General features: G+C 71.2%; 4 protein-coding genes. 2 read left to right on the plus strand and 2 right to left on the minus strand.

All coding sequences use genetic code 11. The features are described from left to right. Positions 1 to 34 precede the first annotated feature (34 nt). Complete coding sequence (locus BST44_RS05675) at positions 35 to 1,552, minus strand: PucR family transcriptional regulator (protein ID WP_083175572.1); 1,518 nt, start codon at positions 1,550 to 1,552, stop codon at positions 35 to 37. A gap of 105 nt (positions 1,553 to 1,657) precedes the next feature. Further along, on the minus strand, positions 1,658 to 2,449 hold the full coding sequence (locus BST44_RS05680; RefSeq protein ID WP_083175573.1) for a GAP family protein: 792 nt from the start codon (positions 2,447 to 2,449) through the stop codon (positions 1,658 to 1,660). A gap of 1,085 nt (positions 2,450 to 3,534) precedes the next feature. On the opposite strand from BST44_RS05680, the gene BST44_RS05685 reads away from it, so the two are divergent. Together BST44_RS05685 and BST44_RS05690 are read left to right on the plus strand one after the other, a co-directional pair. Then, positions 3,535 to 3,756 carry an MbtH family protein gene (locus tag BST44_RS05685; RefSeq protein WP_083175575.1) on the plus strand — a complete coding sequence of 74 codons (222 nt, stop codon included), beginning with the start codon at positions 3,535 to 3,537 and terminating at the stop codon, positions 3,754 to 3,756. 52 nt (positions 3,757 to 3,808) lie between these two features. After that, the coding region (locus BST44_RS05690; protein ID WP_083175608.1) for a non-ribosomal peptide synthetase at positions 3,809 to 24,848 on the plus strand (21,040 nt) is incomplete at its 3' end.

The raw sequence follows: 24,848 nt of genomic DNA on the forward strand, positions 1-24,848 counted from the left end.
CCACGGCGCGTTGTCGGATTCCGACAGCGTTCGATCAGGGGATATCGGCGGCCGCGAGCTCGATCATCAAGGCGAGCCGCTTTCTCGCGTCGTCCAGCGGCAGGTTGGTGATCTCGGCCATCTTGCGGAGGCGGTAGCGGACGGTGTTTTCGTGCACTCCGAGACGCTCGCCGGCTTCGGCGGGGTCGCCCTGGGCCTCGAGCCACGCCCGGAGCGTGGCGAGGTAGTCCGTTCCGTGGGCGCGGTCGTGGCGGCGCAGCTCGGCCACCGGTCCGCGGGTCGGGGTGCGGCCGGCCCGCGCTGCGGTGCGCAGCCGCTGCAGCAGGATGTCGTCCCACGATTCGTCGTAGGCGGGCGGAGCGGACTCCGGCGACGCCTCGTGCAGCGCCAGACACTCGTCGGCCTCCTGGCGCGCCGCGGCGAGGTCGGCCACCGCGGCCGCGCCGCTGATACCGGCCAATACGGTCACGTGTTCGGGAAGGGCGGCTGTCAGGCCGCTCACCCAGCGGCGTGCCGTCGAGGCCGGCCCGGCGGGAAGCACGGTGTAGATCGTGTTGCCCGCCAGGGCGCTCCGACCGGGCCGTGACCAGCCGAACCCGGTGGTCGCGCGGTCGAACGCCAGCAGCAGGGCGGCGTCGCGTTCGGCGCCGACGGACGCCTGCAGCGCGATCACCCGCAAACCGCCCTGCGGCAGGCCGAGCTTGCTTGCCGCCGTGCCGGAATCGGCGCTGCCCTCCAGCAGCAGGAACACCAGTTCGGACTCGACCTGACGTTCGAGATCGGCGCTGGCCTGTGAGCGCAACAGGTGCAGGGCGACGGTGTGGGCGCCCTCGGCCAGGGCGTTGCGGGCCGGCTCGTCCAGCGGCTCCGAACAGGCGACCCATACCGAACCCATCAGTTCCCGGCCGGAGCGCACCGCGACGACCATGCGCCCGGTCACGCCGTGGTCCGCGTCGCCCGCGACAAAGAACGGCTCCTCCGAGCCGGTCAGCTGCGCGAATACGCCGCGGGCGTCGAACAATGCGCGCAGCCGGTCCGGCGTCTGGCGGTCCAGGATGGTCTCGACCCGCGCCGGGTCGGGGTGCTGCTGCAGCCGCGAGTACGCGAGCACGCGCAGCAGCCGGTCATGGATGACCACGCCACTGCCGATCGCCTCGGCCAGGCTGTCCGCCAGCGCGAACAGGTCGGTCGGGCCGCGGCCGGCGGCGGTTTCGCGGCCCTCCAGCACCAGCCCGTAGATGACAGCGGCCACCTCGCTCCACGAGAGCGTCTCGTCGACCACCATCACCGCGCCCACCCCGACGTCCTCGTCGAGCGTCAGCGGCTCGGCGCTCTCGCGTGTCAACACCACGACCGCATGCGCCGAACGCGCCCAGCGGATCCCCTCTCCGAGCGACCCTGCGCCGATCGCGAGGAGGACGTCGCCGACGACGACGCGCTCACCCTCGTGGATGACCACGCTGCGCAACTCGGCCGACCTGGGCGCCGACGACCAGGCCAAGCGGACCCCATAACCACCCAGCACGTTGACCAAGCGGTCCAAAGTGATCACGAGCGCTCCCAACGCCGCCGAGAAAAGAGACGCCAGTGCCTTTGTATCGTCCCGGGAGTCCCCGCTGCATGCGATTGCCCGATCCGTGGCGGGGCGAGTCGCGTCTCAGAGGACGTGCATGCCCTGGGCCAGCTGCGAGACACCGACCACCGTGAACACGGTCACCAGGATCTGCCGGTGGTAGGCACGCACCCAGTCGTGCAGCTGCCGTAGCAGCGCCTGAGTACGCGCCGGCGCGGCGACGTAACCCACCAGGATCATCTCGACCACGGAATACATCAGCAGGACGAAGGCGACGGAGGCGCTGACCTGGGTGGCGATCGCCGCCCTAGACGCCACGATGATCGCAAGAATGAAGAGAACCCCGTCGACCGGCACCGAAGCCAGGCCGATCAGCCACGCGATCCACAGCGATCCCTTTTCCCACGCGCGATGGGCTCGGTGGAGCAGGCGCCGCAACGCCGAATCATCGTCGGCGGAAACCTCCCCAGCGCGGGTCAGGAATCGTGGCACCGCGATCGGCGACTCCGGCGCCGGCGAGGGCGGCTCGGCGCCGGCGCTCGATGCCCGGGCCGCTACGCGCCGGCGCCCCGAGAAGCGCACCGCCATCAGCGCGGCGATCACCAGCCCGAGCACGCCGAGGCCAATCTGGATATGCGGGAGGGTCGAGCTCGCCGTCGGGGCCGCCGAGCCATGGCCGGCGGATCCGAAGACGGACGTGAAGTTCAGCAGGAGCAGCGGGGCGAGCAGCTCGGGCACGCACACGGTGAGGCCGCCGACCCAGTAGGCGAGCAAATTCGGGCCCGGCCGCGGCCGCGAGATCATCAGGAGGGCGAGGCCGAGCCGCACCGGATTGAGCGCGGCCAGAATTCCCAGCCCCACCACGGACCCCCACATTGGCGCAGCTCTACCCGTGGCCCGGGGCGTCTAAACACCTGCACGGGGGAATTGTGACCTACGGCATTGGTATGACCTCTGCCACACCCGCGATCGGGGTCGGCGTATCGAATCGCGCTCTGGGGCAAGGCGTTCGGATGACTGTCTTCGGTGAACGCCCCGCCAACCACGCGTGAACACCGCCGGCCACCGGCCCGTCGATCTGAGCCCGACGCCGGCGTGCGACCCGCCCCGACGACGTAGCCGGTGCCCCGGACCGCCGCCGTCTCCCCGGTGTCGGGGGTGACAGTTTGGGCGCAGCGCGTGCGCGGCCGACCGCTCCGCAGCAACCTTCGGCATCGCCGGCGGCCACGGCGCCGGACGGAGGGCAGCAACCGGCTATTGTGGCTTCGGCGTCGCGCCGGGACCGAGCGGCGATCTCACCTCGCGGTGGAGATCCGCAATAACGGGTGTTGAGACGCGTAATGCACGTACTTACGGTCCTCGCCGCTTCAACCGACCTCTCGTCGTGAGTGGGCCCGGGACTCGGGCGCAAAGCACACCCTCCGTTGGGACCGACCCGTGCAGTCGATCTCGGCAAACCCCGCCCGGCGCCCCTCCCGTGCACCGGCGGGGCCGCCGCGGGACAAAAGTTTGTTTTGCTGGGCGGCCTGACGCGCGTGCAACAGCTCGGTGGTGCGAATCTCTTATGTGGGAACGAAATTCACATGTTTGACCTCAGGGGTCGGCGGGTACCCGCCGAGCCGTGGAGCGCGACATCCAAAGTCGTAGAGCCAGCCTGCTATTGGTCCGCTGGTGCGCCGACGGGAGCCCCCGCGAAACAGCGTATGCGGTTTCCGGGTTACCGTTGACGCTGCGGACGGCATTGCGATTCGGGTCGGGGACACAACTGGGGCCAGAACCGCAGCCAATGACGGTCACATCACGACGGGGATCTCCGCGAAGCTCGTTGGCGCCGGCGCCGTGCCGGTGTGCGAGTCGCCAAACTGGTCGAGACTAACGGCCAATCCTGAAGCGCTGCAGCGCGGTTCGTGCTGCGCGCAGTGTTTCTTGCCATTTCCATCTCGGTTGTAGGAGGTCGTCCCGTGCAGCTCAACCCGTTCGACGATGACAACGGCAAATTTGTCGTATTGGTCAATAACGAGGAGCAGCACAGCCTTTGGCCGGTGTTCGCCGACGTCCCGGCCGGCTGGCGAGTGGTGCATGGAGAGGCTGACCGCGCGTCTTGTCTGGACTACATCGAGAAAAACTGGCCCGATATCCGCCCGAAGGCGCTGCGTGACAGGCTGGCCGCTCCCGGTTTGTGATGTATAGACGGTCTAGGTATGAAGGAGTGGGGAAAGCTTTCGGGGGGGTTTGGTGGAACTGAGTGACCGCGCGCTACCGCTGACGCGAGCGCAGCTCGATATCTGGCTCGCGCAGCAAACAGGTCACTTCGATGTGGCGTGGCAACTCGGCGTGCTGGTGCGGATCGAGGGCGCCGTCGACCGCGCCCTGTTCGAACAGGCCATGCGCCACGTGGTGGGCGAGGCGGAAAGCATCCGCGCGTGCTTCTTCGAGGTCGACGGCGAGGTCTTCCAGACCGCGATCGACAACGCCGACGTCGATCTGCCCTTCTATGACGTGAGCGGATCGCCCGATCCCGAGCGGGAAGTCCGCGAGCGGACGTCGGCCATCCAGCGGACGCCGATACCCCTCACCGGGCCGATGATCAACTTCTATCTTTTCCAGACGGCACCCGACGAGTACTACTGGTTCACCTGCTGCCACCACATCGCCATCGACGGGCTGGGACTCGCCCTGCTCGGCCGCCGGATCGCGGCGGTCTACACCGCGCTCGCCTCCGGCGCGGCCATCTCTCCGGCCTTCTTCGGCACCTTGCGGGACCTGGTCAGCAGCGAACTGGAGTACGCCGCATCCGCCGATTACATGGCGGATCAAGTTTATTGGGCCGACCACCTTCCCACCGCGAGCGAACCCGATTACCGGCTGACCGAGGCCGCCAGTGATCGGGACCCGTACGCGCCCTCGCCGCCGGTCCAACTGGACGCGTCGGTCGTCGGGCTGATCAAACGGTTGTCCAAGACGCTGGGCGTCCGCCGATCCTCCGTCCTCACCGCCGCGTGCGCGCTCCTGGTGCGCGCCCTTCGCGCCGACAATTCGGACGAAGTGGTGCTCGACTTCCCGGTCAGCCGTCGCCTGGATCCCGAGTCGAAGACGCACCCCGGCATGCTCGCCGGAGTCATGCCACTGGTCCTGCACGCGCGGCCGCAAGGCACGTTCGCCGATTTCCTCCGGCAGGTTGATGCTCGCTCGCGCGAAGCGTTGCGGCACCAGCGATTTCCCGTGCACATGCTGGGCGGCGACGGCGGCTTCCGCGGCGCACCGCAGGCGTCGAATCGCGTCGTCGTCAACTTCGTCCCGGCCAGGCTCACCCTCAACCTCGCGGGTGTGCCCGCCACCGCGACCTACACCACCTTCGGGCCGGTGGGTCACTTCGGATTGTTCTTCCTCGGCTTCGGGGACCAGCAATTCCTGAGCACCGTCGGTGTGGGACAACCCTTTTCGAACTTCGACGCCTCGGACTTGGCCGGCCGGTTGCAGCGGCTGCTGGTCGCGATGGCCGACGACCCGTCGCGGGTGTTGTCGTCGGTGGATGTGCTCGGTGATGGGGAGCGCGGCCGGTTGGAAGCGTTTGGTAATCGGGCGGTTTTGACCGGGCCGTCGTCGACGTCGGTGTCGGTGCCTTCGGTGTTTGCGGCGCGGGTGGCTGAGGCGCCGGGGGCGGTGGCGCTGGTGTGCCAGGGCCTGTCGGTGACGTATCGCGAGTTGGACGTGGCGTCGAACCGGTTGGCGCACCTGTTGGTGGAACATGGCGCGGGGCCGGGGCGGACTGTGGCGCTGCTGTTTTCGCGGTCGGCGGAGGCGGTCGCGGCGATGTTGGGGGTGCTTAAGACCGGGGCGGCGTATGTGTCGATCGATCCTTCGTCGCCGGATGGCCGGATCGAATTCATGCTCGGGGACGCCACGCCGGTTGTCGCGGTCAGCACCGCGGAGTTGGCGGGGCGGCTGGACGGGCATGGGGTGGCGGTGGTCGATGTCAACGACCCGCGCATCGACGCCGAGCCGGACACCGGGTTGCCCGAGCCTGACGCTGAGGGGCTGGCGTATCTGATTTACACCTCGGGTACCACGGGTGTGCCCAAAGGTGTTGGGGTCACGCATCGTAACGTGACGGCGTTGATCGGGTCGCTGGATGCGGGCCTGCCGGCGCCCGGGGTGTGGTCGCATGCGCATTCGCTGGCTTTCGACGTGTCGGTGTGGGAGATCTTCGCCCCGCTGCTGCGCGGCGGGCGGGTGGTGGTGGTGGATGAGGACACCGCGCGTGCGCCCGAGGAGTTGCACGATCTGTTGGTCGCCGAAGAGGTATCGGTGTTGACCCAGACGCCGTCGGCGGTGGCGATGTTGGACCCGGCGGGCCTGGATGGGGTGGCGGTGGTGTTGGCCGGGGAGGCGTGTCCGCCCGAGGTGGTGGATCGTTGGGCGCCGGGTCGGGTACTGCTCAACGCGTATGGGCCGACCGAGACCACGATGTGTGTGGCGATCAGCGTCCCGCTGGCGCCGGGGTCGGGTGTGCCCCCGATCGGGTCTCCGGTGTCTGGGGCGGGGTTGTTCGTGCTCGACGGCTGGTTGCGTCCGGTTCCCGAAGGTGTGGTCGGGGAGTTGTATGTGGCCGGATCCGGTGTCGCGGTGGGATATCTGGGTCGGCCCGGGCTGACCGCGTCGCGGTTTATGGCCTGCCCGTTCGGCGGGGCCGGATCGCGGATGTATCGGACCGGGGATTTGGCGTGCTGGGGTGCTGATGGGCAGTTGCGGTATCTGGGTCGCGCCGATGAGCAGGTCAAGATCCGCGGGTATCGCATCGAGTTGGGCGAGATCCAGGCCGCGCTGAGCGGGTTGGACGGGGTGGAGCAGGCGGTGGTGATCGCCCGTGAGGACCGGCCCGGGGACAAGCGTCTGGTGGGGTATGTCACCGGTGGCGCCGACGTGGAGGTGTTGCGGGCTCAGTTGTCGGTGCGGTTGCCGGGGTTCATGGTGCCCGCGGCGGTCGTGGGGCTTGACTCGTTGCCGCTGACCGCCAACGGCAAGTTGGACACCCGCGCGTTGCCGGCCCCGGACTACGCCACCGGCCAGTACCGCGCCCCCCAGACTCCCACCGAAGAAATCCTGGCCGCCATCTTCGCCGACGTCCTGGGCCTCGAGCGCGTCAGCACCGACGACTCCTTCTTCGAACTCGGCGGCGACAGCATCCTGGCGCTGCAAGTGGTGTCGCGAGCGCGGGCCGCCGGCCTCACGTGCCGGCCCCGGGACGTCTTCGTCGAACAGACCGTGGCCCGGCTGGCCCGCGTCACGAGCGCGAGCGGCGGCGCCGCCGGCGTGATCGACGAGGGGCTCGGCCCGGTGCGGGCCACCCCGATCATGCGCTGGTTGCAAAGCGTCAGCGGTTCGGTCGACCAGTTCAACCAGACCATGGTGCTGCAGGCGCCCGGGGGAGTGACCGAGGCCGACGTCACGACGGCGCTGCAGGCCCTGCTGGACCGGCACGCCATGCTGCGATTGCGCGTCGACGACTGGTCGTTGAGCGTGCCGGAGGCCGGATCCGTGGACGCGGCCGGTTGCCTGCAGTCCGTGGACACCCTGTCCGACGCGGCGCTGCTGGACGCCCGGTCGCGGCTGAACCCGGCCACCGGCACGATGCTGAGCGCGCTATGGGCCGGCCGCACCGGGCAGCTGGCGCTGGTCGTCCACCATCTGGCCGTCGACGGGGTGTCCTGGCGAATCCTGCTGGAAGACTTGAACATCGCCTGGGCGCAGCTCCGCGCCGGGCAGCCGGTGGAGTTGCCCGTGGGCGGCACGTCGTTCGCCCGGTGGGCGACGCTGCTCGAGGAGTACGCGCACCGCCCGGAGGTCGTCGTGCAGGCCGACGCCTGGAAGCGGATCGCCGCCACGCCGCCCGCCGTGCCGCCGGCGCGCCCCGAGGCCGACACCTACGCCACCGCCGGGCAGCTGTCCGCCGCCCTGGACGCCGAGGTCACCCGCACCCTGCTCGGCGAGGCCCCCGCGGCGTTTCACGCTGGCCTGCAAGACATCCTGCTGATCGCGTTCGGTTTGGCCTGGGCGGAGTTCCTGGGCCCCGACCTCGCCGCCGGCGGGCCCATCGGCATCGACGTGGAGGGTCACGGCCGCCACGAGGAACTCGCTCCCGACGTCGACCTGTCGCGCACCGTCGGCTGGTTCACCACCAAGTACCCGGTCTCGCTCACCGTCGGCGGGATGCCCTGGGCCCAGGTGCGCGCCGGGGAACCCGCCCTCGGAACGCTGATCAAAGAGGCCAAGGAACAGCTTCGCGCCGTGCCGCACCCGCTGACCTACGGCGTGCTGCGTTACCTGAACGGCCACGTGCGGCTGGACGGCGCCGACCCCACGATCGGGTTCAACTACCTCGGTCGCCTCGTCGCGGGAACCGAGCTCTCCGATGAGCTGTGGCGGCTGCACCCGGAGAGCCTGTCTTTCACCGGGGCCGCCGCGGCCATCCCAATGTCGTTGGCGCACACCGTAGAACTCAACGCCGGCACCCTCGACACCGACGCCGGTCCCCAACTGCACGCCAACTGGACCTGGGCGGCGTCGGCGCTCGACGAAACGCAGGTCCGCCGGCTCAGCCAACTCTGGTTCGACGCGCTGTCCGGCATCTGCGCACACGTGCGGGCCGGCGGCGGCGGGCTCACCCCGTCGGACATCGCGCCCGCCCGGCTGAGCCAACCGCAGATCGACGAGCTGCACCGGCGCTACGACCTCGCCGACATTTTGCCGCTGACCCCGCTGCAACAGGGGCTGCTGTTCCACTCCAGCACCGCCCAGGGGGGCGACGACATGTACGCGGTGCAGCTGGATTTCACGCTCACCGGACCGCTGGACCCCGCCCGCCTGCGCGACGCTGTGCGCACCGTGATCAGCCGGCACCCACACCTGGCGGCCCGGTTCTACGAGCGGTTCGACGAGCCGGTGCAGATCATCCCGGCCGACCCCGTGGCGGCGTGGCGGTGCGTCGAGCTCGACACCGAGCAGCAGATCGAGGAGCTGTGCGCCGCCGAACGCGCCGCCGTCGGTGACCTGGCCGACCAGCCGCCGTTCCGGGTGGCGTTGATCCGCACCGGGCCGGACCAGCACCGGCTGGTGCTGACCAACCACCACATCGTGCTGGACGGCTGGTCGCTGCCGATCCTGCTGCGCGAGATGTTCACCGGCTACTACGGGGAGCCGCTGCCCGCCGCCGCGCCCTATCGGAGCTTCGTCACCTGGCTGGCCGACCGCGATCTGGACGCCGCCCGCGGCGCCTGGGCCGAAATGCTCACCGACTTCGAGACTCCGACACTGGTCGGCCCCAAAGATCGCCTGGGCCAAGGGCGGCGGGGCGCCGAAACGTTCCGCGTCGACGAGGAAACCACCGGCGCCCTCACCGAGCTGGCCCGCTCCTGCCACACCACCGTCAGCACGGTGCTGCAGGGCGCCTGGGCGCTGCTGCTGACCTCGCTGACGGGTCAGCACGACGTCGTCTTCGGCACCCCGCGGTCCCGGGTCGGCCAGCTCGAGGTGGACGGCGCGGAGTCGATGGTCGGGCTGCTGATCAACACGGTGCCCGTGCGCGCCAACATCACCGCGACCACCACCACCGCGGACCTGCTGCGCCAGCTGCAGGACGGCCACAACGACACGCTCGAGCACCAGCACCTGGCGCTCAGCGACATTCACCGCGCCACCGGCCACGAGCAACTCTTCGACACCCTCTTCGTCTACGAGAACTACCCGATCGACGAGGGCATGCAGCTGGGTCCCGACGGCTTGGCCATCGCGGGGTTCACCAACCGTGAGTACAACCACTATCCGCTCACGATGGAGGCACTGCCGGGCCGCGAGCTCGGCCTGCACGTCGAGTTCGACGCCGACGTGTTCGACGGCGCGAGCATCGAGGCGCTCGTCGAACGCTTCCAGCGGGCGCTGGCGGCCATGACCGCCGATCCCGCCCGTCGCCTGTCGTCGGTGGACCTGCTGGACCCCGCCGAGCGGGACCTGGTGCTGTCGCGGATGTCGGGCGCCGCCGTGACCGCGCCCATTGGCGTGGCGCCTGAGTTGCTGGCCGCGGCGGTCGCGGCCGACCCGGACGCGCCGGCCGTCCTCGACGGGGCGCGGCGACTGTCCTACCGGGAGCTCGACGAGTGGTCGACGCGGCTGGCCCGGACCCTGATCGAGGCCGGCGTGGGTCCCGACCGCGCCGTCGGCGTGGCGATGGACCGCCGCGCGGAGCTGGTGGTCGCGTGGTGGGCGGTGGTCAAGGCCGGCGGCCTCTATGCCCCCATCGATCGCGCCCATCCCGTCGAGCGCATCGCGACGGTGCTCGACGCCGTGGGGGCGGTCTGTGTATTGGCTTGCGGCACAGACGAAGTCGCCGGCGCCGGCCGTCGCCCGGTGCTGCGCGTCGACGACCTCGACGTGTCCGGACAGTCGGCCGAGCCGATCACCGACGCCGAGCGGCTGTCGGCGCTCGGCGTGAACAGCAGCGCGTACGTGATCTTCACCTCCGGTTCCACCGGCACCCCCAAGGGCGTGGCCGTCAGCCACTCCGGTCTGCTGGGCTGGACCGCCGCGCAACGCGAGCTGTTCGCGCTGGGCGCCGACGCCCGGCTGCTCATGGTCGCGTCGCCGACGTTCGACGCCTCGGTCGGCGAGTTGCTGCTGGCGGCGGGGTCCGGGGCCGCCCTGGTCGTGGCGCCGTCGGGGGTCTACGCCGGCGAGGCGCTGACCGCGCTGATGCAAAGCCACGGGGTAACCGCCGCGATCTTGACCCCGACGGTGGTATCCACGCTGGACTCCGACCGCCTGGAGGGCCTCGACACGCTGATCGCGGTAGGGGAGGCCTGCCTGCCGGAGCTGGTGGACGCCTGGGCGCCGGACCGGCGGATGTTCAACGGCTACGGCCCCAGCGAGACCACGATCTGGGTCACCTGCGCCCGGCTGTCGGCGCAGCAGCCGATTCGCATCGGCGCTCCCATCGCGGGGGTGCGCGCCCTGGTGCTGGACGCCTGGCTGAACCCGGTGCCGGTCGGGGTGGTGGGCGAGCTGTATCTGAGCGGGCCAGCGCTGGCGCACGGCTACGTCGGCCGGATGGAGTTGACCGCCGAACGATTCGTCGCGAATCCCTTTGGGAGCGTGGGCGAACGGATGTACCGCACGGGCGACTTGGTGCGGTGGGCCCCCGACGGAACCCTGGACTACCTGGGTCGCGCCGACAGCCAGATCAAACTGCGCGGGCAGCGCATCGAGCTGGGCGAGATCGAGAACACGCTGCTGGCCTGCCCCGAGGTCACCCGGGCCGCCGTCACCGTGCAGGACGGGTCCACCGGCTCGCACCTCGTCGCCTACGTCACGCTCGACCCCGACGCCACCGCGGACGGCGACGCCTCCGACGCGGAAAGCGTCGAACAGTGGCAGCACCTCTACGACGAGCTGTACAGCCCCGAGGCGGGATCCGACTTCGGGATGGACTTCCGCGGCTGGAACAGCAGTTACACCGGCGACCCGATCCCGCTCGACGAGATGGTCGAGTGGCGCGCCGCGACCGTCGACCGGATCATGGCCCTGCGGCCGCGGCGCGTCCTGGAGATCGGGGCGGGCTCGGGGTTGCTGCTCACCCAGATCGCCCCGGAGTGCGATCGGTATGTCGCCACGGACTTTTCGGCCGCCGCGATCGAGAACCTGCGCCGCTCGCTGGAGCAGCGGCAGATCCCGTGGCGGGATCGCGTCCGGCTGCTGACCCAGCCGGCCCACGTCACCGACGGGCTGGCGCCGGGCTCCTTCGACACCATCATCTTGAACTCGGTCGTCCAATACTTCCCGAACGCGGCATACCTGGCCGACGTCATCGACGCCGCGCTGGAGCTGCTGGCGCCCGGCGGGGCGGTCTTCATCGGCGACATCCGCAACCACGCGCTGCAGGGCGCCTTCCAGACCGGGATCGCCCTGGCCCGCGCCGCCGGCACCGCCGAGTCGGCCGAGATCCGCCAGCGCGTCCGCCACGCCATGCTCGGCGAGACCGAATTGTTGCTCGCGCCAGAGTTTTTCACCGCCTGGGCGGCCGAACGCCCGGCGGCCGGCGCGCTGGAGGTCCAACTCAAGCGCGGCTCGGCCGACAACGAGCTGAACCGGTACCGCTACGACGTCGTCATCCGCAAGGCCCCTACGCCCGCGCGTTCGGTGGCCGCCGCGCCGACCTGGGCGTGGGCCCAGTGCGCCGGCCCGGGCGCGCTGCGCGAGCGGCTGACCTCCCAACGCCCGGATGTGTTCCGCGTCACCGACATTCCCCACACCGGCGTCGTCGCCGACGTCGACGTCGAGGCCGCGCTGGCCGCCGGCCTGCCCGTGGCCGACGCGCTCGCGCGCGCGGGTAACGCCGCCGACGCCACCGTGCCCGAGGAGCTGCACCGCCTCGGCGAGGCCGCCGGATACCGCGTCGCGGTCACCTGGGGCGCCCAACCCGGCACCCTGAGCGCGGTCTTCGTCGCCGACGCCGACGCGCCGCTGACCGACCTCTATCTGCCCCCGGCGGGGACGAACCGACGCAGCCTCGCCAACGATCCGCACGCCAACACCAAGATCGCCGCCGTGCGCCGGCGGTTGGGCGAGTGGCTGCCCGAGTACATGGTCCCGACACACATTGTGGCGCTCGAGGAATTCCCGCTGACCTCCTCGGGCAAGCTCGACCGCAAGGCCCTGCCCGCGCCCGACTACCAGGATGCCGACCGTTACCGCGCCCCGGTCGGCGCGGTGCAGGAGATCCTCGCCGGCATCTACGCTCAGGTGCTCGGGCTGGAACGGGTCGGCGTCGACGACTCGTTCTTCGACCTCGGCGGGGACTCGCTGTCGGCGATGCGCCTGATCGCCGGCATCAACACCAGCCTGGGCGCCAACCTGGGCGTGCGCGCCGTGTTCGACGCGCCCACGGTCGCCGAGCTGGCGCCGCTGGTCGGCGGGGACGCGGGCCGGCTGGATCCGCTGGTGGCCGTCGACCGGCCCGCCGTGGTGCCGCTGTCGTTCGCGCAGAACCGGTTGTGGTTCATCGATCAGTTCCAGGGCCCGTCGCCGGTCTACAACATCGCGGTGGCCCTGCGGCTGCGGGGGCGCGTCGACACCGACGCGTTCGGCGCGGCGCTCGCCGACGTGGTGGGCCGCCACGAAAGCCTGCGCACGGTGTTCGCGTCGGCCGACGGGATACCGCAGCAGGTGGTGCTTCCCGCCGAACAGGCCCGCCTGGGCTTCGCCACCGTCGACGCCCGCGGGTGGACCGAGAGCCGGCTGCGCGAGGCCATGGACGCCGCGGCCGGTCACACGTTCGACCTGGCCAACGAAATCCCCATCTACGCAGAACTTCTCACCACCAGCGACGACGAGCACGTGCTGGTCGCCGTGGTGCACCACATCGCCGCGGACGGCTGGTCGATCGCCCCGCTGGCGCGTGACCTGGGCGTGGCGTACGCCAGCCGGTGCGCGGGCCGGGAGCCCGACTGGGCGCCGATGTCGGTGCAGTACGTCGACTTCACGCTGTGGCAGCGCGCGCAGTTCGGGGAGCTCGAGGACAGCGGCAGCCGCATCGCCGCGCAGCTGGACTTCTGGGAAGAGGCCCTGGCCGGCATGCCCGAACTGCTGCAGCTGCCCACCGATCGCCCCTACCCGCCGGTCGCCGACCACCGCGGCGCCCGGCTGGCCGTGGACTGGCCGACGGAGTTGCAGCAGCAGATCCGCCGGGTGGCGCGCGAGCACAACGCGACCAGCTTCATGGTCATCCAGGCCGCGTTCGCCGCGTTGCTCGCGAAGATCACCGCCAGCGACGACGTCGCCGTGGGCTTCCCGATCGCCGGGCGGCGCGACCCCGCGCTCGACGAGCTGGTCGGGTTCTTCGTCAACACCCTGGTGTTGCGCGTGGACCTCAAAGAGCTAGGCGGGGACCCCACCTTCGCCGAGCTGCTGGCCCAGGTGCGACGGCGCAGCCTGGCCGCCTTCGAGCACCAGGACGTGCCGTTCGAATTCCTGGTGGACCGGCTGAACCCCACCCGCAGCCTCACCCATCACCCGCTGATCCAGGTGCTGCTGGGCTGGGAGAACTTCCCGGGCTACGACACCAACCCGACCGCCTCGCTGGCTCTGGGCGACGTGCAGGCCACACCGATGCCGGTGGAGACCCACACGGCGCGCATGGATTTGACGTTCTCGCTGGCCGACCGCTGGACCGAGGCCGGCCAGCACGCCGGGATCGGCGTGACCGCGGAATACCGCACCGACGTGTACGACGCGGACACCGTGGTGTCGTTGATCGAGCGGCTGCAACGGCTGCTGGCGGCGGTCACCTCGGATCCGGCGCGTCGCCTGTCGACGGTCGACCTGCTGGACGCCGGCGAGCACGCCCGGCTGCAGAGCTGGGGCAACAGCGAGGCGCTGGCCCGCCCGGCGACTCCGGTGTCGGTCCCGGCGTTGTTCGCCGCGCAGGCGGCCCGCACGCCCGACGCGGTCGCGCTGGTGTGCGACGGCCGGTCGATGACGTACCGGGAGCTCGACGAGGCGGCGAACCGGTTGGCGCACTTGATGATCCGGCGCGGCGCCCGCCCGGGCGAGCGGGTGGCGCTGCTGTTTCCGCGTTCGGCCCAGGCGATCGTGGCCATCCTCGCCGCCCTCAAATCCGGGGCCGCCTACCTGCCGATCGACCCGGCGCTGCCAGCGGCCCGGATGGAGTTCATGCTCGCCGACGCCGCGCCGATCGCCGCCGTCACCACCGCCGCCCTGGCCCGCCGGCTGGACGGGTTCGACCTGGCCGTGATCGACGTCGACGACCCGGCCGTCGACGACCAGCCCGGCACGGCGCCACCGGGGCCGGCCCCCGACGACCTGGCGCACGTCATCTACACGTCCGGCACCACCGGTGTGCCCAAAGGCGTTGCGGTGACCCACTACAACGTCGCGCAGCTCTTCGATTCGCTGCAGATCGGCATCGAGCTCGCGCCGGAACAGGTGTGGACGCAATTCCACTCGTATGCCTTCGACTTCTCGGTGTGGGAGATCTGGGGCGCCCTGCTGCACGGTGGTCGGCTGGTCGTGGTGCCTGAGTCGGTCTCGCGCTCGCCCGAAGAGTTCCACGCGCTGCTGGTGCGGGAGCGGGTCACGGTGCTGACCCAGACGCCGTCGGCGGTCGGGATGCTGCCCACGGACGGCCTGGACGCGACCGCGCTGGTGATCGGCGCGGAGCCCTGCCCACCCGAGCTGGTGGACCGCTGGGCTCCCGGGCGGGTGATGGTAAACGTCTACGGCCCCACCGAAACCACGATGTGGGCGTGCAAGAGCGCGCCGCTGGAAGCGGGATCCGGCTTCCCCCCGATCGGCTCCCCGGTCACGCGGGCGGCCTTCTTCGTGCTGGACGAATGGCTGCGGCCGGTGCCGGCCGGGGTGGTCGGCGAGCTGTACCTGGCCGGCGACGGCGTCGGCGTCGGGTACTGGCGCCGATCCGCCCTGACCGCGTCGCGCTTCATGGCCTGCCCGTTCGGCGCGCCCGGAACCCGCATGTATCGCACCGGCGACCTGGTGTGCTGGGGCCCCGACGGGCAGCTGCGCTACCTGGGCCGCGCCGACGAGCAGGTCAAGATCCGCGGCTACCGCATCGAACTCGGCGAGATCCAGGCCGCCCTCAGCGCCGTGGACGGGGTCGAGCAGGCGGTGGTGGTCGCCCGGGAGGACCGGCCCGGCGATAAACGCCTGGTGGGTTACGTCACCGGGACGGCCGATACCGCCACGGCCCGCGCCGCGGTGGCCGAGCGGCTGCCCGCGTACATGGTTCCGGCCGCGGTCGTCGTGTTGCCCGCGCTGCCCATGACGGTCAACGGCAAGCTCGACACCCGCGCCCTGCCCGCGCCGGACTACCAGGACGCCGCCAACTACCGCGCCCCGGCCACCGCGACCGAGGAGATCCTGGCGGGCATCTTCGCCGACGTGCTCGGCGTCGAGCGCGTCGGGGCCGACGACTCCTTCTTCGACCTCGGCGGCGACTCACTGTCCACGATGCGGCTGATCTCGGCGGTCAATTCCGCGCTGGATACCGATCTTCCGGTGCGGGTCGTGTTCGAGGCGCCGACGGTCGCGCAGCTGGCCCCCCGCATCGACGAGGGCGCGGGCCGGCTGGCGCCGCTGGTGGCCGGCGAGCGCCCGGCCGTGATCCCGTTGTCGTTCGCCCAGAGCCGGTTGTGGTTCATCCAGCAATTGCAGGGCCCGTCACCGGTTTACAACATGGCGGCCGCGTTGCGGCTGGGCGGGCTTTTGGACGCCGACGCGATGCGGGCGGCGCTGGCCGACGTGGTGGGCCGCCACGAGAGCCTGCGCACGCTGTTCCCCGCGCGCGAGGGCGCCCCCGAGCAGGTGGTCGTCCCCGCCGAGCGGGCCGATTTCGGTTGGGACGTGGTCGACGCCACCGGGCTTTCGGCCGGCGAGCGGGACGAGGCCATCGCGGCGACCACCCGCCACACCTTCGACCTGGCGGCCGAAATCCCGCTACGGGCAAGGCTGTTCGCGCTCGACGATCGGGAACACCTGCTGGTCATCGTGGTGCACCACATCGCCGCGGACGGCCTGTCGCTCACCCCGTTGGCCGCCGACCTGAGCGTGGCGTACGCCGCCCGGTCCGACGGTCGGGCGCCCGGATGGGCCGACCTGCCGGTGCAGTACGTCGACTACACGCTGTGGCAGCGGGCGCAGTTCGGTGACCTGGACGACAGCGAGAGCCCCATCGCGGCCCAGCTGGCCTACTGGGAAGAGGCCCTGGCCGGGATGCCCGAGCGGTTGGAACTGCCCACCGACCGCCCCTACCCGCCCGTCGCCGACCAGCGCGGCGCAAGCGTCGTCGTCGACTGGCCGGCCGAGCTGCAGCAGCAGGTTCGGCGGGTGGCCCGCGAACACAACGCAACCACCTTCATGGTGGTGCAGGCGGCCCTGGCCGTCCTGCTGTCGAAAATCGGTGCCAGCACGGATGTTTCGGTGGGCTTCCCAATCGCCGGGCGGCGCGACCGCGCGCTCGACCAGCTGGTCGGCTTCTTCGTCAACACCCTGGTGCTGCGGGTCGACCTGGGCGGCAACCCCAGCCTCGCCGAACTGCTCGCCCGGGTTCAGGCGCGCAGCCTGGAGGCCTTCGAACACCAGGACGTGCCGTTCGAGCTGCTGGTGGAGCGGCTCAACCCGACCCGCAGCCTGACCCACCACCCGCTGGTACAGGTGATGTTGGCCTGGCAGAACTTCGCCGGCCACGACGACCCGGCGGCCGGTCTGGCGCTGGGCGACCTCGAGGTCTCCTCCGTGCCCGTCGACACCCAGTCGGCCCGAATGGATCTGGTGTTCTCACTGGCCGAACGCTGGAACGAGACCGGCGAGCCCGCCGGCATCGGCGGGCGGGTGGAGTTCCGCACCGACGTGTTCGACGCGGACACCATCGAGGCGCTGATCGGCCGGTTGCAACGGGTGCTGGCGGCGCTGGCCGACGACTCTGGCCAGGCGTTGTCCTCTGTCGACCTGCTCGACACCGGGGAACGCGCACGCCTGGAAGCGTTTGGCAATCAAGCGGTTCTGACCGGGCCGTCGTCGACATCGGTGTCGGTGCCTTCGGTGTTTGCGGCGCGGGTGGCTGAGGCGCCGGGGGCGGTGGCGCTGGTGTGCCAGGGCCTGTCGGTGACGTATCGCGAGTTGGACGTGGCGTCGAACCGGTTGGCGCACCTGTTGGTGGAACATGGCGCGGGGCCGGGGCGGACTGTGGCGCTGCTGTTTTCGCGGTCGGCGGAGGCGGTCGCGGCGATGTTGGGGGTGCTCAAGACCGGGGCGGCGTATGTGTCGATCGATCCTTCGTCGCCGGATGGCCGGATCGAATTCATGCTCGGGGACGCCACGCCGGTTGTCGCGGTCAGCACCGCGGAGTTGGCGGGGCGGCTGGACGGGCATGGGGTGGCGGTGGTCGATGTCAACGACCCGCGCATCGACGCCGAGCCGGACACCGGGTTGCCCGAGCCTGACGCTGAGGGGCTGGCGTATCTGATTTACACCTCGGGTACCACGGGTGTGCCCAAAGGTGTTGGGGTCACGCATCGTAACGTGACGGCGTTGATCGGGTCGCTGGATGCGGGCCTGCCGGCGCCCGGGGTGTGGTCGCATGCGCATTCGCTGGCTTTCGACGTGTCGGTGTGGGAGATCTTCGCCCCGCTGCTGCGCGGCGGGCGGGTGGTGGTGGTGGATGAGGACACCGCGCGTGCGCCCGAGGAGTTGCACGATCTGTTGGTCGCCGAAGAGGTATCGGTGTTGACCCAGACGCCGTCGGCGGTGGCGATGTTGGACCCGGCGGGCCTGGATGGGGTGGCGGTGGTGTTGGCCGGGGAGGCGTGTCCGCCCGAGGTGGTGGATCGTTGGGCGTCGGGTCGGGTACTGCTCAACGCGTATGGGCCGACCGAGACCACGATGTGTGTGGCGATCAGCGTCCCGCTGGCGCCGGGGTCGGGTGTGCCCCCGATCGGGTCTCCGGTGTCTGGGGCGGGGTTGTTCGTGCTCGACGGCTGGTTGCGTCCGGTTCCCGAAGGTGTGGTCGGGGAGTTGTATGTGGCCGGATCCGGTGTCGCGGTGGGATATCTGGGTCGGCCCGGGCTGACCGCGTCGCGGTTTATGGCCTGCCCGTTCGGCGGGGCCGGATCGCGGATGTATCGGACCGGGGATTTGGCGTGCTGGGGTGCTGATGGGCAGTTGCGGTATCTGGGTCGCGCCGATGAGCAGGTCAAGATCCGCGGGTATCGCATCGAGTTGGGCGAGATCCAGGCCGCGCTGAGCGGGTTGGACGGGGTGGAGCAGGCGGTGGTGATCGCCCGTGAGGACCGGCCCGGGGACAAGCGTCTGGTGGGGTATGTCACCGGTGGCGCCGACGTGGAGGTGTTGCGGGCTCAGTTGTCGGTGCGGTTGCCGGGGTTCATGGTGCCCGCGGCGGTCGTGGGGCTTGACTCGTTGCCGCTGACCGCCAACGGCAAGTTGGACACCCGCGCGTTGCCGGCCCCGGACTACGCCACCGGCCAGTACCGCGCCCCCCAGACTCCCACCGAAGAAATCCTGGCCGCCATCTTCGCCGACGTCCTGGGCCTCGAGCGCGTCAGCACCGACGACTCCTTCTTCGAACTCGGCGGCGAAAGCATTTCGGCGATGGGCCTGATCGCCGCCGTCAACAGAAACCTCGACGCCGGCCTTCCCGTGCGCGTCGTCTTCGAGGCGCCCACGGTCGCCCAGCTCGCGCTGCGGATCGGGGAGGGCGGCGGCGGCCTGGAGCCATTGGTGGCCGCCGAGCGGCCCGCCGTGGTCCCGCTGTCGTTCGCGCAGAACCGGTTGTGGTTCCTCGACCAATTGCAGGGCCCGTCACCGGTTTACAACATGGCGGCCGCGCTGCGGCTGCGCGGCCGGCTCGACCCCGACGCGCTCGGCGCCGCGCTGGCCGACGTGGTCGCCCGCCACGAGAGCCTGCGCACCCTGATCGCGGCGCCCGAGGGCACGCCCCAGCAGCTGGTGACCCCCGTCGAACAGGCCGGCTTCGGCTGGGAGATCGTCGACGCCACCGCCTGGTCGGCCGGCCAGCTCGACGAGGCCATCGGCGACGCCGCGCGCTACACCTTCGACCTCGCGGCCGAAATCCCGCTTCGCGCGGAGCTTTTCCGTGTCCACGAGGACTTGCACGTGCTGGTGGCCGTGGTCCACCACATCGCCGCCGACGGGATGTCGATCACCCCGCTGGTGCGCGATCTCGGTGTGGCCTATGCCAGCCGCTGCTCCGGGCACGCCCCCGGCTGGGCGCCCCTGGCGGTGCAATACGTCGATTACACACTGTGGCAGCGGGCGCAATTCGGTGATTTGGACGACCGCGAGAGCCTCATCGCGGCCCAGCTGGCCTACTGGGAAGACGCCCTGGCCGGGATGCCCGACCGGGTGCCGCTGCCCACCGACCGGCCCTACCCGCTGGTGGCCGACCAGCGCGGCGCCACCGTCGAAATCGACTGGCCCGCCGAACTGCAGCGGCGGGTGGGCGAGGTCGCCCGCAAGCACAACGCCACCAGCTTCATGGTGGTGCAGAGCGCCCTGGCGGTGCTGCTGTCCAAGATCAGCGCCAGTCCCGATGTGGCGGTGGGCTTCCCGATCGCCGGGCGGCGCGACCCCGCGCTCGACGAGCTGGTCGGCTTCTTCGTCAACACCCTGGTGTTGCGCGTCGACGTGGCCGGCGACCCCACCTTCACCGACCTGCTGGCCCAGGTACGGCAGCGCAGCCTTGCCGCCTACGAAAACCAGGACGTGCCGTTCGAGGTGCTCGTCGAGCGGCTCAACCCGGCCCGGAGCCTGACCCACCACCCCCTCGTGCAGGTGATGCTGGCGTGGCAGAACTTCGCCGGGCAGGACGCCGGTCCGGTCGCCGGCCTGTCCCTGGGTGACGTCGAGATCACGCCCATACCCGTGGACACCCAGACCGCCCGCATGGACCTGACCTTCTCGCTGGCCGAGCGCTGGAGCGAGGCCGGAGAGCCCGCCGGGATCGGCGGGACCGTCGAATTCCGCACCGACGTCTTCGACGCGGACAGCATCGCCGCGCTCGTCGCACGGCTGCAGCGGGTCCTGACGGCGATGACGGTCGACCCCGCCCGCGTGCTGTCGTCGCTGGACCTGCTCGACGAGGCCGAGCATGCCCACCTCGACCGGATCGGGAACCGGGCGGTGCTCGCGGCGCCCGCGGCCGCGCCGGTGTCCATTCCGGCGCTGTTCGCCGCGCAGGTGGCCCGCACGCCGGAGGCGGTCGCCCTCGTGTGCGCCGGCCGGACCCTGACCTACCGCGAGCTGGACGAGGCCGCGAACCGGTTGGCGAGCGTGTTGGCCGGCCGCGGGGCCGGCCCGGGACAGTCGGTGGCCCTGCTGTTTTCGCGTTCGGCCGAGGCCATCGTGGCGATCCTGGCGGTGCTCAAGTCCGGGGCCGCCTACCTGCCGATCGACCCGGCGCTGCCGGAGTCCCGGATCGGGTTCGTGCTCTCCGACGCCGCACCCATGGCCGTCGTCACCACCGCGGAGCTGGCCGACCGGCTGCTCGGCCACCACGTGCCCGTCATCGAAGTCGGCGACATCGACGCCACCGTGCCGCCCGGCCCGACCGCGCTGACGGCGCCGGCGCCGGAGGACCTCGCCTACCTCATCTACACGTCGGGCACCACCGGTGTCCCCAAGGGCGTGGCGGTCACCCACCGGAACGCGACCCAACTGCTGGCGCGCATGGACGCCGGCCTGCCGCGCGCCGGGGTGTGGTCACAATGGCACTCGCTGGCCTTCGACGTCTCGATCCACGAGATCTTCGGCGCGCTCCTGCACGGCGGTCGGCTGGTCGTGGTGCCCGAAACCGTGGCGCGCTCGCCGGAAGACTTCCACGCGTTGCTGGTCGCCGAAGGGGTCAGCGTGCTGAGCCAGACGCCGTCGGCGGCCGCGATGCTGCCGCCCGAGGGGCTGGACTCGGTCGCCCTGGTGGTGGCGGGCGAAGCGTGCCCGGCCGAGCTGGTCGACCGGTGGGGTCCGGACCGGGCGATGATCAACGCCTACGGCCCGACCGAGGCCACCATCTACGCGGCGGTCAGCGAGCCGCTCACGGCGGTGTCCGTGGAGTCCGGGGTGGTGCCGATCGGGTCCCCGGTGCCCGGGAACGCGTTGTTCGTGCTCGACGGGCGGCTGCGGCCGGTGCCGGCCGGCGTGGTCGGCGAGCTGTACGTGGCCGGTACCGGGGTGGCCTGCGGATATTGGCGGCGCGCGGGGCTCACCGCGTCGCGTTTCGTGGCATGCCCGTTCGGCGGCGCCGGCATCCGCATGTACCGCACCGGCGACCTGGTGCGCTGGCGCGCCGACGGACAGCTGGACTACCTGGGACGCGCCGACGAGCAGGTCAAGATCCGCGGGTACCGCATCGAGCTCGGCGAGGTGCGAGCCGCGCTGGCCTGGCTGGACGGAGTGGAGCACGCGGTCGTCGTCGCCCGCGAGGACCGCCGCGGTGGCAAGCGCCTGGTCGCTTACATCACCGGAACGGCCGACCCGGCCTGGGCGCGTGCCGCACTGGCCGAGCGGTTGCCCGCGTACATGATTCCCGCCGCCGTGGTGACGCTCGACGCGCTGCCGCTCACGCCGAACGGCAAACTCGACACCCGCGCCCTGCCCGCACCGGAATACTCCGACGCCGACCAATACCGCGCCCCGAACAACGCCGTCGAGGAGATCCTCGCCGGCATCTACGCCCAGGTCCTCGGCCTCGACCGGGTCGGGGTCGACGACTCCTTCTTCGACCTCGGCGGCGACAGCATCTCGTCGATGCAGGTGGTCACGCGGGCCCGCGCCGCCGGCCTGATCTGCCGGACCCGCGACATCTTCGTCGAACAGACCGTTGCCCGGCTGGCCCGGGTGGCCGAGGTCGCCGACGCGGCGGCCGACGTGGCCGACGAGGGCGTGGGACCGGTGGCGGCCACCCCAATCGTGCGCTGGCTGCGCGACGTGGCCGGGCCGGTCGACCAGTTCAACCAGGCGATGCTGGTGCAGGCCCCCGCCGGGGCCGGCGAGGCCGACGTGCTGGTGGTGCTGCAGGCCCTGCTCGACCGGCACGGCATGCTGCGGCTACGCGTGGACGACCCCGAGGGGGAGTGGTCGCTCACGGTGCCCGAGGCGGGCACCGTGGACGCCCGCGACTGCCTGGACACGGTGGGCGAGCTATCCGACGCCGCGGTCGCCGAGGCCCGCTCGCGGTTGAACCCGGCGGCCGGGGCCATGCTCAGCGCCCTGTGGGTCACCTCCACCGGCCAGCTGCTGGTGATCATCCACCACCTCGCCGTCGACGGCGTGTCCTGGCGAATCCTGTTGGAAGATTTGAACATCGCCTGGGCACAGCACCGGGCGGGCCAGCCGGTGGCGTTGCCCGCGGCGGGGACGTCCTTCGCCCGGTGGGCGTCCCGGCTGGCCGAGCGTGCGAGCCACCCCGAGGTCGTCGACCAGCTGGACGCCTGGCAGCGGGTCGCGGCGACGCCCGCCGCGCTGCCGGCGGTGCGCCCGGAGACGGACACCTTCGCCACCGCCGGGCACCTCTCGGTGGAGCTCGATCCCGAGACCACCGGCATGCTGCTCGGTGCGGTGCCGGCCGCCTTCCACGCCGGCGTCCAGGACATCCTGCTGATCGCGTTCGCCCTGGCGGTGGCGGAATCGCTGGGCACCGGCGGCGCGCCGATCGGCATCGACGTCGAGTCCCACGGGCGCGACGAAGAGCTCGGCCGCGACCTCGACCTGTCGCGCACCGTGGGGTGGTTCACCGCCAAATACCCGGCGTCGTTGACGCTGGCCGAGCTGCGGTGGGCGCAAGTGGTTTCCGGCGACCCGTCGCTGGGCGCGGCGGTCAAGGACGCCAAGGAACAGCTGCGCTCGCTGCCCGACCCGCTGGGCTACGGGCTGCTGCGCCACCTGGGCCCCGACACCGGCCTGGACGCCGCCGACCCGCCGATCGGGTTCAACTACCTTGGGCGCCAAGGCGGTTCGGCCGAGCTCTCCGACGAGATGTGGCGGCCCGTGCAGGACGCGGTCACCGCCGCGGCCGCCGCCATCCCCATGCCGCTGATGCACGCCCTGGAGCTCAACGCGGCCACCGTCGACACCGCGGACGGCCCCCGCCTGCACGCCAACTGGACGTGGGCGCCCTCCGCGCTGGACGGCGACCGGATCAGCCGGCTGAGCCGGTTGTGGTTCGATGCCCTGACCGGCATCTGCGCGCACGTGCGTTCCGGCGGCGGCGGCCTGACACCGTCGGACATCGCGCCCGCCCGCCTGACCCAACAGCAGATCGACCAGCTGCAACGGCAACACCGCATCGCCGACGTGCTGCCGCTGACCCCGGTGCAGCAGGGACTGCTCTTCCACGCCCACACCGTGCGCGGCGGCGGCCAGGATGCCACCGACCTCTACGCCGGGCAGCTCGACATCGGCGTCACCGGGCCGCTGGACCCCGACCGCCTGCGCGAGGCCGTGCACGCGGTCGTCAAGCGCCACCCGAACCTGGTGGCCCGCTTCTACGACCAGTTCGACGAACCGGTGCAAGTGATCACGGCCGACCCCGCGGTCGCCTGGCAGTACCTCGAACTGGACGGCGACCCCGGCCCCGACGAGCGCATCCAGCGGCTCTGCGCCGCCGAGCGCGCCGCCGTCTGCGACCTCGCCAACCAGCCGCCCTTCCGAGTCACCTTGATCCGCACCGGAATTCGCCGCCACCGGCTGGTGCTGACCAACCACCACGTCGTGCTCGACGGCTGGTCGATGCCCATCCTGCTCGGCGACATCTTCGCCGGCTACTACGGTCAGCGGCTGCCCGCGGTGGCGCCCTACCGCAGCTTCGTCAGCTGGCTGGCCGCCCGCGACCGCGACGCCGCCCGCGCCGCCTGGGGCGAGGTGTTCGCCGGCTTCGACGCCCCCGCCCTGGTCGGCCACCAGGACCGGCTGCGGCCGGGGGAGCAAGGCGTGCAGAGCTTCACGTTGCCGGCCGAACTCACCCGGGCCGTCGGCGAGCTGGCCCGCTCGTGCCACACCACCGTCAACACGGTGCTGCAGGCGGCCTACGCCCAACTGCTGTGCTGGCTGACCGGCCAGCACGACGTCGTGTTCGGAACCACCGTCTCGGGCAGGCCGGCCGAGATCCCCGGCGCGGAAACGATGGTCGGCCTGCTGATCAACACCGTGCCGGTGCGGGCCACCCTCACCCCGACGACCACGGCCGCCGACCTGCTCGAGCAGCTGCAGCGCGCCCACAACCACACGTTCGATCACCAGCACCTGGCGCTCAACGAGATTCACCGGATCACCGGTCAGGACAAGCTGTTCGACACCCTGTTCGCCTACGAGAACTACCCGATCGACGGGACCGCCCTGTCGGGCGACCACGAGCTGTCCATCACCGACATCGCCAGCCGGGAATCCACCCACTACCCGCTGACCATCCAGGCCCAGCCGGGGCCCGAGATGCGTCTCCGGGTCGAATACGACGCCGACGTGTTCGACGCGGACGCGGTCGCGATGCTGTTCGAACGGCTGCGGCGGCTGCTCGACGCCATGACCACCGACCCGGGCCGACGGCTCTCGGCGACGGACGCGCTGGACGCCGCCGAGCATCGCCGGCTGGATGAGATGGGTAACCGTGCGGTGCTGGTCGAGCCGTGGGTGCCGGTGTCGATTCCGGGGTTGTTCGCGGCGC

Source organism: Mycobacterium scrofulaceum (assembly GCF_002086735.1).
GTDB lineage: Bacteria > Actinomycetota > Actinomycetes > Mycobacteriales > Mycobacteriaceae > Mycobacterium > Mycobacterium scrofulaceum.

Bases quoted from the DNA above. Each gene is read 5' to 3' on its own strand.
- BST44_RS05680 (WP_083175573.1), bottom strand. From the start codon at position 2,449: ATGTGGGGGTCCGTGGTGGGGCTGGGAATTCTGGCCGCGCTCAATCCG.